General features: G+C 72.2%; 14 protein-coding genes. 8 read left to right on the top strand and 6 right to left on the bottom strand.

Annotated features, from left to right (window positions below; genetic code table 11):
* The first annotated feature begins 111 nt into the window (after positions 1-111).
* A complete protein-coding gene (locus R8Z57_RS13645) occupies positions 112-1428 on the top strand; it encodes an aspartate aminotransferase family protein (RefSeq protein WP_318354332.1) in 1317 nt (438 codons plus the stop codon).
* Between the two features lie 67 nt (positions 1429-1495).
* On the top strand, positions 1496-3028 hold the full coding sequence (locus R8Z57_RS13640; protein ID WP_318354331.1) for a CoA-acylating methylmalonate-semialdehyde dehydrogenase: 1533 nt from the start codon (positions 1496-1498) through the stop codon (positions 3026-3028).
* A gap of 196 nt (positions 3029-3224) precedes the next feature.
* Here R8Z57_RS13640 and R8Z57_RS13635 read toward each other — a convergent pair whose 3' ends face one another.
* The gene (locus R8Z57_RS13635) at positions 3225-4193 is read right to left on the bottom strand and encodes a diacylglycerol/lipid kinase family protein (protein ID WP_318354330.1); all 969 of its coding nucleotides are present in this window, start codon (positions 4191-4193) and stop codon (positions 3225-3227) included.
* A 225-nt stretch (positions 4194-4418) separates the two neighbouring features.
* Positions 4419-4874 carry an Lrp/AsnC family transcriptional regulator gene (locus tag R8Z57_RS13630; RefSeq protein ID WP_378722993.1) on the bottom strand — a complete coding sequence of 152 codons (456 nt, stop codon included), beginning with the start codon at positions 4872-4874 and terminating at the stop codon, positions 4419-4421.
* A gap of 105 nt (positions 4875-4979) precedes the next feature.
* Here R8Z57_RS13630 and R8Z57_RS13625 point away from each other — a divergent pair, with 105 nt between their 5' ends.
* The 3 genes from R8Z57_RS13625 (at position 4980) to R8Z57_RS13615 (ending at position 8438) form a co-directional block, all read left to right on the top strand.
* Positions 4980-6410, top strand: a complete 1431-nt coding sequence (locus R8Z57_RS13625) for a DUF6421 family protein (RefSeq protein ID WP_318354329.1) — start codon at positions 4980-4982, stop codon at positions 6408-6410.
* A 116-nt stretch (positions 6411-6526) separates the two neighbouring features.
* Positions 6527-7240, top strand: coding sequence for an SDR family oxidoreductase (locus tag R8Z57_RS13620; protein WP_318354328.1), 714 nt, complete (start codon positions 6527-6529; stop codon positions 7238-7240).
* Between the two features lie 127 nt (positions 7241-7367).
* Entirely contained in the window at positions 7368-8438 is a 1071-nt protein-coding gene (locus R8Z57_RS13615) for a low specificity L-threonine aldolase (protein ID WP_318354327.1), read from the top strand.
* A gap of 700 nt (positions 8439-9138) precedes the next feature.
* Here the strand turns inward: R8Z57_RS13615 and R8Z57_RS13610 are convergent.
* The 3 genes from R8Z57_RS13610 to R8Z57_RS13600 form a co-directional block, all read right to left on the bottom strand.
* Positions 9139-10914, bottom strand: coding sequence for a hypothetical protein (locus R8Z57_RS13610; protein ID WP_318354326.1), 1776 nt, complete (start codon positions 10912-10914; stop codon positions 9139-9141).
* A 203-nt stretch (positions 10915-11117) separates the two neighbouring features.
* Complete coding sequence (locus R8Z57_RS13605; protein ID WP_318354325.1) at positions 11118-13031, bottom strand: M3 family metallopeptidase; 1914 nt, start codon at positions 13029-13031, stop codon at positions 11118-11120.
* Between the two features lie 63 nt (positions 13032-13094).
* Positions 13095-13682, bottom strand: a complete 588-nt coding sequence (locus tag R8Z57_RS13600) for an NUDIX hydrolase family protein (protein ID WP_318354324.1) — start codon at positions 13680-13682, stop codon at positions 13095-13097.
* 144 nt (positions 13683-13826) lie between these two features.
* Here R8Z57_RS13600 and R8Z57_RS13595 point away from each other — a divergent pair, with 144 nt between their 5' ends.
* Complete coding sequence (locus R8Z57_RS13595; protein ID WP_318354323.1) at positions 13827-14498, top strand: alpha/beta hydrolase; 672 nt, start codon at positions 13827-13829, stop codon at positions 14496-14498.
* Positions 14499-14506: 8 nt separating this feature from the next.
* Here R8Z57_RS13595 and R8Z57_RS13590 read toward each other — a convergent pair whose 3' ends face one another.
* Positions 14507-14848 carry a hypothetical protein gene (locus tag R8Z57_RS13590; protein WP_318354322.1) on the bottom strand — a complete coding sequence of 114 codons (342 nt, stop codon included), beginning with the start codon at positions 14846-14848 and terminating at the stop codon, positions 14507-14509.
* 309 nt (positions 14849-15157) lie between these two features.
* On the opposite strand from R8Z57_RS13590, the gene R8Z57_RS13585 reads away from it, so the two are divergent.
* Complete coding sequence (locus R8Z57_RS13585) at positions 15158-16822, top strand: ABC-F family ATP-binding cassette domain-containing protein (protein ID WP_318354321.1); 1665 nt, start codon at positions 15158-15160, stop codon at positions 16820-16822.
* 118 nt (positions 16823-16940) lie between these two features.
* Entirely contained in the window at positions 16941-17123 is a 183-nt protein-coding gene (locus R8Z57_RS13580; protein ID WP_203581747.1) for a PspC domain-containing protein, read from the top strand.
* Positions 17124-17151 lie beyond the last annotated feature (28 nt).

Below are 17151 nucleotides of genomic sequence, written 5' to 3'. Positions count from 1 at the left end.
CCCCGGACCCCGGCTCCGGGCCCCGGGGCGGCCGGACACTCCGGCCTCCACGCGGGGAACGCGAGACGGAACGCCCTTGACCCGCCGCACGAGAACGGGGAACGTGGCCGCATGACCGAAGACCTCGATGCCCTCGCCAAGGACCTCGACCGCGCGCACGTCTTCCACTCCTGGTCGGCGCAGGCCGGCCTCGACCTGCCGGTCATCGCCGGCGGCTCGGGAACGACGGTGTGGGACCACGCCGGCAACCGCATGCTCGACTTCTCGAGCCAGCTGGTCAACGTGAACATCGGCCACCAGCATCCGGCCGTCGTCGCGGCGATCCGCGCACAGGCCGAGGAGCTCGCGACCATCGGCCCCGCGACCGCCAATCTCGTGCGCGGACGGGCGGCGCAGAGCATCCTCGGCAAGGCGCCGGCCGGTTTCGCCAAGGTGTTCTTCACGAACGGCGGCGCCGACGCGATCGAGAACGCGATCCGCATGGCCCGCCTTCACACCGGCCGCGACACCGTGCTCTCGACGTACCGCTCGTATCACGGCAACACCGGCGCGGCGATCGTCGCGACCGGCGACTGGCGACGGATGCCGAATCAGTACGCCCGCGGCCACGCGCACTTCTTCGGGCCCTTCCTGTACCGCACCGAGTTCTGGGCGACGACCCCCGAGGAGGAGTGCGAGCGCGCCCTCCACCACCTCGAGCGTGTCATCCAGTCCGAGGGACCGGCCACCATCGCGGCGCTGCTGCTGGAGTCGGTGCCCGGCACCGCCGGCATCCTGGTGCCGCCCCCCGGATACCTCGCCGGGGTGCGGGCCCTCGCCGACAGGTACGGGATCGTGCTCATCCTCGACGAGGTGATGGCGGGCTTCGGTCGCACCGGACGCTGGTTCGCCTTCGAGGGCCACGATGTCGTCCCCGACCTCATCACCTTCGCCAAGGGCGTGAACTCCGGCTACGTGCCGGTGGGCGGCGTCATCATCTCGGAGGAGATCTCGGCGACGTTCGACGAGCGGGTCTTCCCCGGCGGACTCACCTACTCCGGCCACCCGCTGGCCGCGGCGTCCATCGTCGCGGCGATCGGCGCGATGGAGGCGGAGGGCATCGTCGACAACGCCCGGCGGGTCGGCGAGGAGGCGATCGGCCCGGGCCTTCGCGACCTCGGGTCGCGGCATCCGCTCATCGGCGAGGTGCGCGGCGAGGGGGTGTTCTGGGCACTCGACCTCGTGAGCGACCAGGACACCCGCGAGCCGGTGGGCGCCGACGTCATCGGTCGCCTCAAGAAGGAGCTCACGGCACGGGGACTGCTCCCCTTCGCCGCCGAGAACCGCATCCACGTGGTGCCGCCCTGCGTCGTCACCGACGGTGAGGTGCGCGAGGCGATGGCGATCTACGATGAAGCACTGACGAGCGTCGAAGAAGACCTCTTCTGACGCGTGCAGCGCGCCGGAGCCGACCGACAGGGAAGGCCTGCGGCGCTTCCGAAGGAGGAACACGACAATGACGGACATGATGGAGCGCACCGACGAGGTGGGCGCCGGCACGGTGATCCTGGAGCACTGGGTGAACGGCGCACCCTGGGCCGGGGCATCCGATCGCACCGGCCAGGTGTTCAACCCGGCACTCGGAACGGTCCAGAAGCACGTGCGGTTCGCGACGCACGAAGACGTGGGTGAGGCGGTGGATGCCGCGTCCACGGCGTGGGAGCAGTGGCGCGACGCCTCGATCGCCAAGCGCCAGGCGGTGCTGTTCTCCTTCCGCGAGCTGCTCAACGCCCGCAAGCAGGAGCTGGCCGAGATCCTCACCGCCGAGCACGGCAAGGTGCTGTCGGACGCGCTGGGCGAGATCGCCCGCGGCATGGAGGTCGTGGAGTTCGCGTGCGGCCTCGGCCACCTCACCAAGGGCGCGTACTCCGAGAACGTCTCGACGGGCATCGACGTCTATACGCTGCGCCAGCCACTCGGCGTCGTCGGCATCATCAGCCCGTTCAACTTCCCGGCGATGGTGCCGCTGTGGTTCTTCTCGATCGCGCTGGCCGCGGGCAACGCCGTGGTGCTGAAGCCCTCGGAGAAGGACCCGACCGCCGCCAACTGGCTCGCGGCGCTGCTCACCGAGGCGGGGCTGCCCGACGGCGTCTTCAACGTCGTGCACGGCGACAAGGAGGCCGTCGACGCGCTGCTCGAGCACCCCGACGTGCGCGCGATCTCGTTCGTCGGCTCGACGCCGATCGCGAAGTACGTCTATGAGACGGCGACCGCGCAGGGCAAGCGCGTGCAGGCGCTCGGCGGCGCGAAGAACCACATGCTGGTGCTGCCGGATGCCGACCTCGACCTCGCCGCCGACGCCGCGGTGAACGCGGGCTTCGGCTCGGCCGGCGAGCGCTGCATGGCGATCTCGGTCGTGCTGGCGGTGGACTCGGTGGCCGACGAGTTCGTGGCGAAGGTCGCGGACCGGATGGCCGGGCTGAAGGTCGGTGACGGTACGCGCGGGTGCGACATGGGCCCGCTCATCACCGGCCAGCACCGCGACAAGGTCACGTCCTACATCGATGTGGCGGGCGATGACGGCGCCGCCGTCGTGGTCGACGGCCGCGGAGTCGAGGTCGACGGCGACCCGGGCGGGTTCTGGCTCGGGCCGACGCTCATCGACAAGGTGCCGACCTCGTCGACGGTGTACACCGACGAGATCTTCGGACCGGTGCTCTCGGTCGTGCGGGTCGAGGGCTATGAGGAGGGCCTCGGCATCATCAACGCCAGCCGGTACGGCAACGGCACCGCGATCTTCACCAATGACGGCGGCGCGGCGCGGCGCTTCCAGCGCGAGGCGACGGTGGGCATGATCGGCATCAACGTGCCGATACCCGTGCCGGTCGCCTACCACTCGTTCGGCGGATGGAAGGCCTCGCTGTTCGGCGATGCGAAGGCGTACGGCCCGCACGGGTTCGAGTTCTTCACTGCCGAGAAGGCGATCACCTCGCGCTGGCTCGACCCGTCGCACGGCGGCATCAACCTGGGCTTCCCCCAGCACGACTGACCCGCCTCCTCTCTCTCGACGACCGGGATCAGTAGGCCCGGTCGCCGAGCGAGGGAGCGCCGGCGACCGAGCCGAAACCCTCGGGAAAGAAGCCCCGGTCGTTGAGCGAGGGAGCGCCAGCGACCGAGACGAAACGCCCCGGACCCCGCGTACCGCCCCCGCGTACCGCCCCGCGTTTCGACTCGCTCCCGCTCGCTCAACGACCCCGGGCATCCCCCGGGGCGAACACCGTCACGGCGCCCGGCACGGCGGTGCAGCGGAGGCGGAAGCCGCCGGGCGCGCGCTGCTCGAGCTCGCCGTCGTGGACGAAGACGGACGGATGCCCCGGCTCGGGCCGCACCTGCAGCTCGAGGTCGCGCACCACGAGCCGCTCGACGTCCTCGTCGCGGGGGAACAGCCGCACCGCGCGCAGCACCGCGGCCGTGCGCTTGCCGAACGCGAGCGAGGCGAGGGCGCGCACCTTGGAGCCGCGCGCGTGGTGGATGCGGACGTCCAGCACGCCCGTCTCGGCCTCCTGCCGCTGCATCGTGGCGACGCGGTCGGGATCGTTGCGCCCGACGCTCACGAACACCGACCACACGCGCGCCCGGCGCCCCTCGCGCACGATGGTCAGCGGCTCCGCGCGGCGGAGCGCCGCCGCGGTGGCGACGACGCCGCCGATCCACTTCCCGAGGCTCGTGCGCCGTTCGCGCTCCTCGATGAGCTCCGGGTACGCGCCCACCGAGACGACGTTGAGCACCGTCAGCGGCTGGTCGTCATCGGCGGTCGCGTCCGCGACGCCGACCTCGACGGTCGTGGCCGCCTCGTACGCGTCGATCGCGGCGCCCACGCTGTCGACTCCGAGCGCCCGCACGAAGTGGTTGAACGTCCCGCCCGGCATCGCGAGCAGCGGCCGCTCATAGCGGCGTGCGAGCTGCGCCATGCGCGACACCGAGCCGTCGCCGCCGTAGATGCCGAGCACGGCGGGCGCGGCATCCGATTCCATCGCCGCTGCGACGACGTCCGCGAGGTCTTCGCCGTCGGCGAGCTCGTGCACCGCCGCCTCGGGAAGGCGCGCCGCGAAGATGCCCGCGGGGTCGGCCCGCACCACGGCCGTGCCCGACGCGGTGTTGCGGACGATGAGCACACCACGGCCGTGCGGTTGAGGGGGCGAGGTGGACGGCATACCGCGACACTACCCACGCGCACGCTGCGGGGCCGGGACTTGCGCTGAGCCCGGGCGCGCTCCGCCGTTGCCCCACCTACCGAGAGGCAGCGAACTCAGGGGTTCGCGTCGAACCACGGGGCGACGACCCCGGTCTCGACGCGAATCCCCGGTTTCGGCCACCCGGCCCGGCCCGGCCCGGCGCGGCAGCGACTCCCGGCGGCTATGGCCGAGACGCCGGAGGCGTCAGGCGGGAAGGAGCGGGCGGTTCTCGTAGAACGTCTGCAGCACCACCGTCGTGCGGGTGTTGACCGATGCCGCGGCGCGGATGTCGCGGATGAGCGACTCGAGGTGCCGGGGCGTCGCCACCCGGACGAGCAGCATGTAGCTGGCGTCGCCGGCGATCGAGTGGCACGCCTCGATCTCGGAGAGGTGCTCGAGCAGCTCGGGGGCGTTGTCGGGCTGGGCCGGGTCGAGCGGCGTGATCTCCACGAAGGCCGCGAGCGGCTTGCCCACCGCCTCGGCGTCGACCAGTGCGCGGTATCCGGTGATGACGCCGCGCGCCTCGAGCCGGCGCAGCCGCGTCTGCACGGCCGAGACCGACAGACCCACCGCCGCCGACAGGTCGGCGAGCGTCGCGCGGGCGTCGTTCGAGACCGCGCGGACGATGCCGGCGTCGATCGCGTCGTCCAGAGGAGCCATGTGTCGACTTTAGCGTGCGCAGGAAACTTTCCTGTCGAATCACGTCCACAAGGGAACTTCTCTAGAATCGTGGGCGATACCGCACTCGAAGATCGGAGGTTCAGCATGTCCAGCAGCACCCTTCACACCGCGAAGGCGATCGTCGGCGAACCCGAGGTCGTCGAGGACGCCCGCGATGCCGAGACGAGCGACGCCTGGCTTCGCCTCAAGGCCGCCGCGACGGCGCTCCAGCCCCTGCAGATCAAGGACGGATCGATTCCGGATGCCGCGTCCCACGACGCAGCCCGCGCGCACGTCGCCGAGATCGTCGCCGGCATCCAGGCGCTCGCCCCCGCGTTCCCGCACGATGCGGAGTACCTGGGCGCTTCGGTGCGCGACTTCGAGCGCTGGACGGACGAGGGGTTCGGCATCCCGGACTTCCTCGATTCGCTCGCGGCCTTCCAGCCGCAGCAGCACCGTGTCGACGGCATCCGTCATCTCGTCGTCTTCCCCATGTACACGCAGAACGGCTCGTCCGACCGCCACGTCGAGGCCGTGCTCGTCGAGGTGATCTGGCCCGAGTTCATCGCGCAGCTCGAGACGGAGTACACGAACAAGCTGTTCGTGTCGCTGCGGTTCCTCGACTTCACGCCGGGGTATGACACCAACAGCGCCGTGCTGTTCCCCGAGACCGTGGCGATGCGCGAGATCCCCGCGTTCACGTGGGGGGCGATCTTCCAGGACCGCGAGGCCGCGCGCTACCGTCGCGTCGTGCGCGCCGCCGCCGGGATCACGAAGCTCGACCTGCCCGACGACGCCGCGCGCATGCTCGACGACCAGGCGCTCACCGAGAAGACGTTCGTGATGTGGGACATCATCCACGACCGCACCCACATGCGCGGCGATCTGCCGTTCGACCCGTTCATGATCAAGCAGCGGATGCCGTACTTCCTGTACTCGCTCGAAGAGCTGCGGTGCGATCTCACGGCCTTCCGCGAGTGCGTCGCGATCCAGAAGCGGCTGAGCGCCCGCGTCGATGCGGGCGAGCGGCTCGATGCCGCCGAGGCCGAGATGCTCGAGCACGCGAAGCTCGTGCAGTACGCCGTCATCTTCGACCGCATCTTCCGGTTCTCGATCACCGGCACGCGCGTGCGCAACTACGACGGGCTCGGTGGCCAGCTGCTGTTCGCGTGGCTGCATCAGCGCGGTGTGCTGCATTGGACCGACACGGCGCTCGCGTTCGACTGGGACGACGTGCCCGCCGCCGTCGTGGCGCTGGCCGACGCGATCGACGAGCTGTACTGGCGTTCGATCGACCGGCCCAAGACGGCGCACTGGCTCGCGGCCTACGACCTCGTGCGCGGCACGCTGACCCCGAACCCCGCCTCGCAGTGGGCGCGCGGGCTGCCCGACGAGGTCCTTGCCGGGGCGCCGAAGGGCTACACCGACGCGGTCCTGGACGACGAGTTCCCGCTGTCGATGTTCTTCGAGGCGCTCGACAAGAAGATGAAGCCGGTGATCGAGTCGACCGCCGGCATCACCGGCCGCGACTCCTGAATCGGCCTGACCGTTCTCGGCGAGATCGTGCGTTCTCGTCGAGAACGCACGTCGTGGGCGACGACGACGTGGTGGCTCGACGAGACCGTACGTCGTCGACGTGAAAGGGTGGAGGTATGAGCGTCGCAGGCAGGCTCGTCGTCATCGCGGGGGCGACCAGCGCGTCCGGACTCGCCGCAGCTCGCGAGCTGCGGGACGCCGGGGCGCGGGTGGTGGCCGTCGGCCGGGACGCCGGCAAGCTGCGGGAGTTCGCCGAGGCGTTGGAGTCGGATGCCGCACCCCTCGCGGTGGGATCCTCCGGCAGCGTCCGCACCGAGGTGTGCGACCTCGGCGATGAGGGCGAGGTGATCGCGCTCGCCGAGCGCGTGCACGCCGCCGAGGGCGCCGTCGACGGTGTGCTCCACCTCGTCGGGGGCTGGCGGGGCGGCGGCGGTCTGGCCGGCCAGAGCGACGACGATTACCGGTTCCTGGAGGGCGCGCTCACGGCGCTGCGCCACGTGAGCCGGGCGTTCGACGCCGACCTGCGCGCGTCGGACTCGGCGCGCACGGCCATCGTCTCGTCGGTGGCGGTCGAGCGCCCCCTGGCCGGCGGCGCGAACTACGCCGCCGTCAAGGCCGCGAGCGAGGCGTGGGCGCGGGCCGTCGCCCAGGGCTTCGCGAAGGACGCCCGCGATGCGGGCAAGCCGCTGGCGGCGGCATCCGTCATCTTCCGCACCAAGAGCCTCTCGGGGCTCGAGGACGCGCTCGCGCAGCGGTTCGCCGACCTCTGGATGACGGACGCGACGGAACTGAACGACACCATCGTCGCCCTCACCGACCCCTCCCTCTGACCGCGCGCTCGATCGACGTTCCCGGCCTGTCGAGCGAGCGAGCAACGAGGGAGACGGAGCATCCCGCCACGACCGCAGCGAGCGAGCGCGTCAGCAGCCGGGAACCCACGAACTAGATTGGACACCCGTGACCACGATCCACGACACGAACCTGCGCGGGTTCGCCTCCGACAACTACTCCGGCATCCACCCCGAGGTGCTCGCGGCGATCGCCGCCGCGAACGACGGACACCAGGTCTCGTACGGCGAGGACGTCTACACCGAGCGCCTGCAGGAGGTCATGGCCGGTCACTTCGGCGACGGCGTGGAGGCGTACCCGGTGTTCAACGGCACCGGGGCCAACGTGGTGGGCATGCAGTCGATGCTGCCCCGCTGGGGTGCGGTCATCGCGGCCGGCACGGCCCACATCAACGTCGACGAGGGCGGCGCCCCGGAGCGCGTCGCGGGCATCAAGCTGCTCACCGTCCCGGCCGACGACGGCAAGCTGACCCCCGAGCTCATCGACCGCGAGGCGTGGGGCTGGGGCGACGAGCACCGCGCGCAGCCGCTCGTGGTGTCGATCACGCAGTCCACCGAGCTCGGCACCCTGTACACCGTCGAGGAGGTGCGGGCGATCGCCGACCACGCCCACTCCCTCGGGATGCGGCTGCACATGGACGGCTCGCGCATCTCGAACGCAGCGGCGTCGCTCGGCGTGCCGTTCCGCGCGTTCACGCGCGACGTCGGCGTCGACGTGCTGAGCTTCGGCGGGACGAAGAACGGCGCGATGCTGGGCGAGGCGATCGTGGTCCTCGACCCCGAGGCGTCGCAGGGGCTCACCTTCCTGCGCAAGCTCGACATGCAGCTCGCGTCGAAGATGCGGTTCGTGTCGGCGCAGCTGATCGCGCTGCTCGAGGGCGACCTGTGGCTGCGCAACGCGTCGCACTCCAACGCCATGGCGCAGCGGCTGCGCGCGGGCATCGAGGCCGGGCTCGCCGACGGATCGATCCGCGGCGTCGCGTTCACGCAGCCGACGCAGGCGAACGGCGTCTTCGCGACGCTGCCCGACGGCGTCGCCGACCGCCTGCGCGCGTCGTTCCGCTTCTACGACTGGGATGCCGCGAAGAACGAGGTCCGCTGGATGTGCAGCTTCGACACGTCCGAGAACGACATCGACGCCTTCCTCGCCGCGATCGCCCGCGAGACCTCGGCCGCCTGACCCGGGCCGGTCCGCGGGCGGGTCCCGGCGGAAGTCGGAGATCCCGCGGGAATCGGCCGCATCACGGCGGATCGGCCGATTCTCGCCCGCTCTCCGAGTCTCGCGCCCGCGCCTTCCGCCGCGATGCGCCGGCGACCGCTATGTCGCTCGGCAGGCCAACCGGGCTTCCACAGGAGAGTTCCGCGCCCGATGCTCCTGCAGAACCGCGGTTGACCTGTTGAAGAGGGGCGGATGCCGCGGGCCCGGGTCCGCCGGTCGTTGAGCGAGCGAGGAACGAGCGAGTCGAAACGCCCCGAGCCCGGCGCGCACCCGGGTCCGCCGGTCGTTGAGCGAGCGAGGAACGAGCGAGACGAAACGCCCCGAGCCCGGCGCGCACCCGGGTCCGCCGGTCGTTGAGCGCGCGAGGAACGAGCGAGACGACACGCCCCGAGCCTGGCGCACACCAGGTCACCGGTCGTCGCGCGAGCGAGGAACGAGCGAGCCGAAACGCCCCGAGCCCGGCGCGCACCCGGGGCCGCCGGTCGTTGAGCGAGCGAGGAACGAGCGAGACGAAACGCCCCGAGCCTGGCGCACACCCGGTCACCGGTCGTCGAGCGAGCGAGGAACGAGCGAGACGAAACGCCCCGAGCCCGGCGCACACCGCGGGCTCGAGGCGTTTCGTCTTCGGGCGCTGGAGCGCCCTTCGCTCAACGAGCGGGGGTCAGTCTTCGTGTGCGCCTTCGCGCTCGGCCGGCGCATCGCCGGGCTGCTCGGCACCGGCCTCGGCGACCTCGGCAACCGCTGGGTCGTCTTCGCCCGCAGTGACATCAGCACCGTCGACCTCGGCGCCCTCGACCTCGGCCTCGCCGCCCTCGACCTCAGCGGCCTCGCCTTCGACTTCGGCCTCGCCGCCCTCGACCTCAGCGGGCTCACCCGCAACCTCCGCCTCGCCGCCCTCGGTGTCCGGCGTCAGGTCACCGGCGGCCTCGCCGATCCCCGGCGCGGCGGCCGCGGCATCCGTCACCTGCGCATCGGCGCCATCGGCGCTGGGGGCCTGCGCCGACGGCTCGTCGGCGCTCGCGGCAGAGAGCAGGCCCTCGGGGCGGATGAGCTCCTTGACCTCGGCCATGAAGCTCATCAGCTGGTGCTGCTGCCACCGCAGCTGGCGGGTGCGGTCCTCGGCGTCGCGCAGCACCGCCTGCGAGTGCGACGTGACGAGGTCGATGATGCGCTCGGCCTTCACGTGCGCCTGCTCGAGGTGCTCGCGGGCGCGCAGCTGCGCGTCGGCCTCGATCTGCTGCGACTGCGCCCGCATGAGGCGCTCGAAGTCCTCGGCCTTCACCGACACACGCTGGGCGTGCTCGAGCGACGCCGCGACCTGCTCGTTCGCGTCCTGCGTGATGCGCTCCGCGTGCGCCACCGCCTGGTTGTGCAGCACGAGGAACTCCTGGTGGGCATCGTCCTGGCGACGGGTGAGGGATGCCTCGAACTCGAGCGCGCGCAGTCGCAGCTCGCGCACCGCGTCCTCGGCCTCGGCCCGGTCGCGGGCCGTCTCGCGTGCGACGGTCGACCGCAGCAGCGCGGCGCCCTTCTCGGCCTCGGAGCGGATGGCGGCCGCCTCGCGCTCGGCCTGCGACACCCGTTCGGCAGCGTGGGCGGTCTCGCGCTCGACGCGCGCCTCGTGGGCGGTCAGCTCGGTGTCGATCTTGAGACGCACCTGCTGCGCGTCGCTCTGGGCCTGCGAGATGATCGCGTCGGCCTCGGCCTGCGCCGACGAACGACGGTTCGCGATCTCTTCGCGCGCTGCTTCGAGCAGCCGATCGCCCTGGATCGTGGCGTTGCGGATGAGGAGGCTCGCCTGGTCTTCGGCCACCCGGAGCACCTCTTCGAACTGCTGGCGGTTCGGCGACTCGGTGGTCGCACCGACGAGCTCGTCGCTGAGCGACTGGACCCGCTGCTCGGCGTCGGCGATCTTGGCGTTGGCCAGTTCGAGCTCGCCCTGCAGCCGCTGGACGACGTCGTCGTCCTCTGCACGGGCCTTCGAGGCGTCCGCGGCCGCGCGCTCGCGGTCGGCGCGGCGGCCTTCCTCGGCAGCCGCCAGCGCCGCCTGGAGCCGGTCGATCTCGTCCTGTCGAGCGGCGAGCGTCGCGTCGACCTCGGCCTGGCGGGCGGCGATGGCGGCATCGACCTCGGCCTGACGACGGTCGACCGCGGCCTGCAGCTCGGCCTCGAGTCGCTCGGCCTTGGCCCGGCTCTGCGCGACGGCGGCACCGGCGCGCCGCTGGTGCTGCTTGAGCTGGGTCACCTCGTCGTTCGCCGCACGCACACGTGCGTCGAGACCGGCGATCGCGGCATCCACCTCGTCCTTATCGTATCCGCGGAACGTCGTGGTGAACCCCGACCCGAAGGCGGTCGTCGTCGTCTCGCCGATGAGATTGTCGAACGGCGTCGCGTCTTCCTGATCGGGGCTTCCGGCGCTCACGGCGTGATCGGACATCCTGTGTCTCCGCTTCTGATTCACGTGTCGGCGAGCGCTTTTCGGCGCGGCGACGCGGCCCGCCGCTCCGCGGGGCGAACCAGGTCGCCGGGCGCGCGACAGCAGGGCCTCATCGCCTCGACGACACCGGGGGGTCTGTGTCGCAGGGGTGACTGCGCAGGGGGTGTCTGAACAATACCTCCCCGCCCCGCGTCCGCGAAACGTCAGTCGCCGGCGAGCCACTCCCGGTAGGCGTCGAAGGTCGACGCGCGCCCGAGGAACGCTTCGACGAGGTCGCGGGCGTCGCGGGATCCACCGCGTTCCAGCACCTCGGTGCGGTACCGGCGCGCGGCTTCCGGGTCCATCAGGCCGTCCGCGAATCCGCTGAGGAGGTCGCGCGCGATGACGAGGCTCCACTGGTACGTGTAGTAGCAGGCGCCGTACCCCGTCAGGTGCCCGAAGCCCGCGTAGGGGTGCAGCCCGGGAAGCGGCTGGACCGGGCTCGTCTCGGCGTAGAGGCGCTCGGTCTCGGCCTGAAGGTCGACCGGCCGGTCGACGTGCAGGTGGTACGACACGTTGGCGTGACCGAGCTGCCGCCGCACCTCCAGCGCACGGCCGAACGCGTCGGCGGTGCGCATGCGCTCCACCAGGGCCGCCGGGATCGGGTCGCCCCAAGCGTCGGCGCTGAAGGAGGCCAGGACTCCGGCATCCCACGCCCACTCCTCGAGGAGCTGGCTCGGCGCCTCGACGAAGTCCCACTCGGTCGCGACGCCGCTGAACCGCGCGAAGCGCTGGCGGCCGCCGAGGATGTCGTGCACGAGGTGCCCGAACTCGTGGAAGAACGTCACGACCTCGTCGTGCTCGAGCAGACCGCGGGAGAAGTTGCACAGCAGCGCGGCCTCCGGCAGCACGCGAGCGGCGACCCCCGGCGCGAGCGGGAAGCACGCGGCGTGGTTGAACTTGCCCTCGCGCGGGTGCAGGTCGAGGTGGATGCGACCGAGCCGGTCGCCCCCGCGCACCACGTCGTAGGTGCGCACGTCGTCGTGCCACGTCGGCTCGTCCACCGCGACGTACTCGACGTCGAGCAGGCGGCCGGTCACGTCGAGCACGCCGGTGACGACGCGCTCGAACGGGAAGTAAGAGCGGACGAGCTGCGCGTCGACGTCGTACTGCTCGCGTTTGATCGCGCCGAGCAGGTACCAGAAGTCGGCGGTGCTGACGACGTCGGCGTCGGGCGCGTCGCGCCGCAGCCGTTCGAGGAGGAGCGGGTACTCCGCGTCGGCGGCCGCGCGCGAGGCTTCGTCGAGGCGCGACAGGAATGCCGGGATCTCGGCGCCCGAGCCGATCATGCGGGTCTCGGTCTCGTAGTCGGCCCAGTCGGCGTAGCCGAGCAGCCGCGCCCGCTCGGCGCGCACCTCGAGCAGCTCGGCCAGGATCGGGTCGTTCTCGGGCCACGCGAGGTCGTTGTAGGTGCTGACGAGCGCGGTCCGCGTCGCGCGGTCGGCGGCGTAGTCGCGGATCGGCATGAGGTCGGGGTAATCCGTGGTGAGGGTCACCCGGCCGTTCTCGTCGGCCGGATGCGCGTCGAGGAAGTCCTGGGGCATCCCCGCGAGCCCCGACGCCGGAACGGTGATCTCGCGACGCCCGTCCCGGATGTTGCGCGAGAACGTCAGCGACAGCTCGGTGTCGCGGTCGGCGAGCTCACGCGCCCGCGCGCGCTGGGCGTCGTCGAGCTCGACGCCACCGCGCCGGAAGTCGCGCCGCAGGTGCGCGAGCAGACGCTCCTGATCGGCGTCCAGCCCGTCGGCCTCGGCATCCGCGAAGGCGTTCCACAGCTCACGATCGAGCAGGCGGGCCGCCGACAGCGACTCGACCGCCTGCACCTGGGTCTCCGCCGTCTCGCGCACCGCCGCGTCGGGATGCGCCTCACTGATGACATACGCCTCGCTCAGCGCCTCGGCGAGCGCGATGTCGGCGTCGTTCCACAGCTCGAGGCGTTCGACCGTGGAGAGCTCGGGCTCGGACGTGAGCCGCGCGTCGATCTCCCGGACGCGCGCGATGCGCTGTGCGGGACGGTCAGCGACGAAGGCCGCCCAGCCGGAGGCGTCGGCGGGGAACGGCAGGGGTGCGAGAGTCACCCTGCCGAGCCTAGGCGGCGGCGCCGACGTCCGCGAGAGCCGGTCGCCGGGGTTCGCGGCCGCTCAGCGCAGGGCGCCGACGCTGGCGAGGGCCAGGCGCACGAGGGTGCCGCGGCCGCCCTCCATCTCGGCGGCGAGCGCATCGGATGCCGCTTCCTCTGGTGTCAGCCAGGTGACTTCGAGTGCGTCCTGACGAGGCTCGCACGTGCCGGTGACCGGCACCACGAACGCGAGCGACACGGCGTGCTGACGATCGTCGTGGTAGGCACTGACGCCGGGGAGCGGGAAGTACTCGGCGACGGTGAAGGGCGTCGGCTGCGGCGGGAGCAGCGGGAAGGCCATCGGGCCGAGGTCGTTCTCGAGGTGCCGGAACAGCGCGTCGCGCACGGTCTCACCGTAGCGCACGCGGCCCGAAACGATCGTCCGCGAGATCTCGCCCACCGGGGTGGCGCGCAGGAGGATCCCCACCTGCGTCACCTGGCCCATGCCGTCGGTGCGCACCGGGATGCCCTCGACGTAGAGCATCGGAAGGCGCCGTCGCGCCTCCTCGAGCTCGATGTCGCTCAGCCACGCGGGGTTCGAGATGTTCCCGGCCGGCGGGCCGAACGGCTCGTCGCCTGCCGGCTCGGGGTCGGGGGTGCGCACGGACATGCCTCCTGTATACCCCGCGCAGCGCCCGCGCGCAGAGGCCGCGACCCGTGTTGCCCCTCTTCCGGCGTCTGCGCGGTTCGGGCGTCGGCCCCGTCCCGGTGTCGGCCCCGTCCCGGTGTCGGCAGGGCGTGCGAGGATGTGCCCATGACCGAAGCGCTCGTCCTCGACGCGGACGCCGTGCTGTGGTCGGCCGAGCGCACCGCGCTCGCCGGGCGCCATCTCCTCCTGCTGCTGCACGGCTACGGCGCCGACGAGCACGACCTGTATCCGCTCCGCGCCTACCTGCCCGACGACTTCGTGGTCGCCAGCCTCGCCGCTCCCCTGGTGCCGCCGTGGCCGGCGCCGGGCCGCTCCTGGTATCCCATCGACGGCCTGGACGGACGCGACCCGTCGCACGTGACACGCGCGGCTCAGGCCGTGCTCGAATGGGTCGACGCACACGCCGGGGGCGCGGCATCCGTCGGTCTCCTCGGCTTCTCGCAGGGCGGTGCGGTGTCGCTGCAGGCCATGCGGCTCGACGCCGAGCGGTTCGCCTACGCCGTCAACCTCTCCGGCTACGCCACGCCGGGCGAGCTGCCCGGCGATGCCGCTCTCGCCGAACGCCGGCCCGCGGTCTTCTGGGGCCGCGGCACGAACGACGACGTCATCCCGGGCTTCCTCGTCGCGCACACGACGCAGTGGCTGCCCGAGCACGTCGAGCTCAGCGGCCGCGTCTACCAGGGCCTGACCCACAGCGTGTCGGAGGTGGAGCTCGCCGACGTGCGGGGATTCCTCGAGAAGCAGCTCGAAGAGCTCCGTTCCGATTCCGCCGGCTGAGCCGCGGGTCAGTCCCCTCCGCCGCCTCCGCCACCGTCGGAGCCGCCGCCCTCGGATCCGCCGTCGGATGAGCCCCGGCCGCCGTCGCCTGCCGTGTCGCCGGCCGGGCGCCCGTCCACGGCGGCCGCTCCGCCGGCGGCGCTGTCGGGCCGGGCGTCCCCCTTGGCTCCGCTCCGTCCCGCGCCGCTGAGCGCCACCGCCAGGGCGATGCCGAACGCCAGCCCGAGGCCGACGCCGAGGGCGATGTTGCCGAGCGCCACGCCGAGCGAGGTGCCGACACCGATCCCCAGGGCGATGCCGGCGCCCCAGGCCGCCGCGTTGGGCCCGTCGGGTGCCTTCTGTTGCGTCATGCATCGACGCTATGAGGCCGGCCCGTCTCGCCGACTCCCCCACGCGACGGAGATCCAGGCCCTCGCACGAAGCACTGGTCACGCTCAGGACGGTCCGCTATGGTGGCTGACGGCCTTTGTCCCCTCGGTGAGGAACTCCCTTGAAGCTGATCGACGCGTCCGCGCTGTAATCGCGCTGCCCCGTCGACTCGACGCGCCGGCGCATCTGATTCCGCGCTGCACGTCGATCCCCCGCTTCTCACCCGGCCTCGCCATGCCCGGGCGGCTCGCGGTCCTCGGTGTCAGCGCACGACTGACACAGGAGACCTCATGCCCGCACACACCCTCACCCCCGCCGTCGTCCTCGACCGGCTCTCGTTCGCGTGGCCCGATGGCACCGCCGCCCTCAGCGACGTCAGCGGCTCGTTCGGCTCGGGCCGCACCGGCCTCGTCGGCCGCAACGGCTCCGGCAAATCGACGCTGCTGCGGCTCATCGCCGGAGAGCTCGAGCCCGGCGGCGGACACGTCGCACGCACAGCGGATGCCGCGTACCTGCCGCAGCGCCTGACGCTCGACGTCGACCGGCCCGTGGCCGATCTGCTCGGCGTCGGCGAGACGCTCCGCGCACTGCGCGCGATCGAGTCCGGTGACGCCGACCCGCGTCACTTCGACGCGGTCGGTTCGGACTGGGACGTCGAGGCGCGCGCCCATGCCGCCCTCGCCGAGGCCGGCCTCGCGCCCGACATGCTCGACCGCAGCGTCGGCCAGCTGTCGGGCGGAGAGGCAGTGCTCACCGCGATCGCCGGCATCCGGCTGCGCGGCGCGCCGATCGCGCTGCTCGACGAGCCCACCAACAACCTCGACCGGCAGGCACGCGCGCGCCTGCACGACATGGTGCGGTCCTGGCGCGGGGCGCTGGTCGTGGTCAGCCACGACACCGCGCTCCTGGAGCTCATGGACGACACCGCCGAGCTGTACGCGAACGAGCTGTCGGTCTTCGGCGGCCCGTACTCCGAGTGGCGCGCGTGGCTCGACGCCGAGCAGGGCGCCGCCCGCGACGCCGAGCGCACGGCCCGGCAGGCCGTGAAGCGCGAGAAGCGTCAGCGCATCGAGGCCGAGACGACGATCGCGCGGCGGGCCGCGATGGGCCGGAAGGCGCAGCTCGAGAAGCGCGTGCCGCCGATCGTGGCCGGCAACCTCAAGCGCGCGGCCCAGGTCTCGGCCGGCAAGCTGCGCGGCGAGAAGTCCGATCGCGAGGCATCCGCCCGCGAGGCCCTCGATGCCGCCGAGCGCCGCGTGCGCGACGACGACATCGTGAAGATCGACCTGCCCGACCCGGGCGTGCCCGCGGGCCGTCGCATCGCCACGCTGGGCGACGAGGAGCACTCGTGGATCATCCAGGGCCCCGAGCGGGTCGCGCTGATCGGCCCGAACGGCGCCGGCAAGACGACGCTGCTGGAGAAGCTGGTCGGTGTCGGCCTGCGGAACTCCACGGATTCGGGCGGGCTCGGGCACGCCGCCGCGGAGTCGGGCGAATCGACGCCGGATCCGTGGAGTTCCGCACACGCCGAACTGCACACCGACCGCGTCGGCTACCTGCCGCAGCGCGTCGACGGGCTCAACGACGCCGGGTCGGTGCTCGACAACGTGGCGCCGGCGGCGCCGAGCGTCACGATGGTCGAGCTGCGCAACCGGCTCGCCCGGTTCCTCATCCGGGGTGCGGCGGTCGAGCGGCCGGTGGCGACCCTGTCGGGCGGCGAGCGGTTCCGCGTCGCGCTCGCCCGGCTGATGCTCGCCGACCCGCCCCCGCAGCTGCTCGTGTTCGACGAGCCGACGAACAACCTCGACCTCGACACGGTCGACCAGCTCGTCGCCGCCCTCGCCGCCTACCGCGGCGCGGTCCTCGTGGTGAGCCATGACGACACGTTCCTCGAGCGCATCGGCGTGACGCTCACCCTCGAGCTCGACCGCGACGGGCGGCTGACCGAGCGGTGAGCCCCGGGCCGCGGCATCCGTCCTCATGAGAGGAGAGCGGATGCCGCGGGCCGGCGCCCGTTCGAAGCCGGGGGTCTGCACCCGTGCGGCCGCGCCTCGCGCGGGCGAGGATGGTGCCATGAACGCACTCGTCAGACCTCAGCAGGGCCGTTGGATCGCAGGCGTCTGCGCGGCCGTGGCCAACCGGTTCGGGTGGAACGTCACGCTCGTCCGCATTCTCACCGTGGCGGCCGTCCTCTTCTTCGGCCTCTCGCTCTGGATCTACGTCCTGCTCTGGCTCCTGGTGCCGTCCGAGCGCTGACCCCCTGGCGCGGGCCGGCGCCCCGGAC

Source organism: Microbacterium sp. M3 (genome assembly GCF_033548675.1).
GTDB classification, from domain to species: domain Bacteria; phylum Actinomycetota; class Actinomycetes; order Actinomycetales; family Microbacteriaceae; genus Microbacterium; species Microbacterium arthrosphaerae.
The sequence above is the reverse complement of the archived record's forward strand: the minus strand, read 5'-3'. Positions and strand labels throughout refer to the sequence as shown.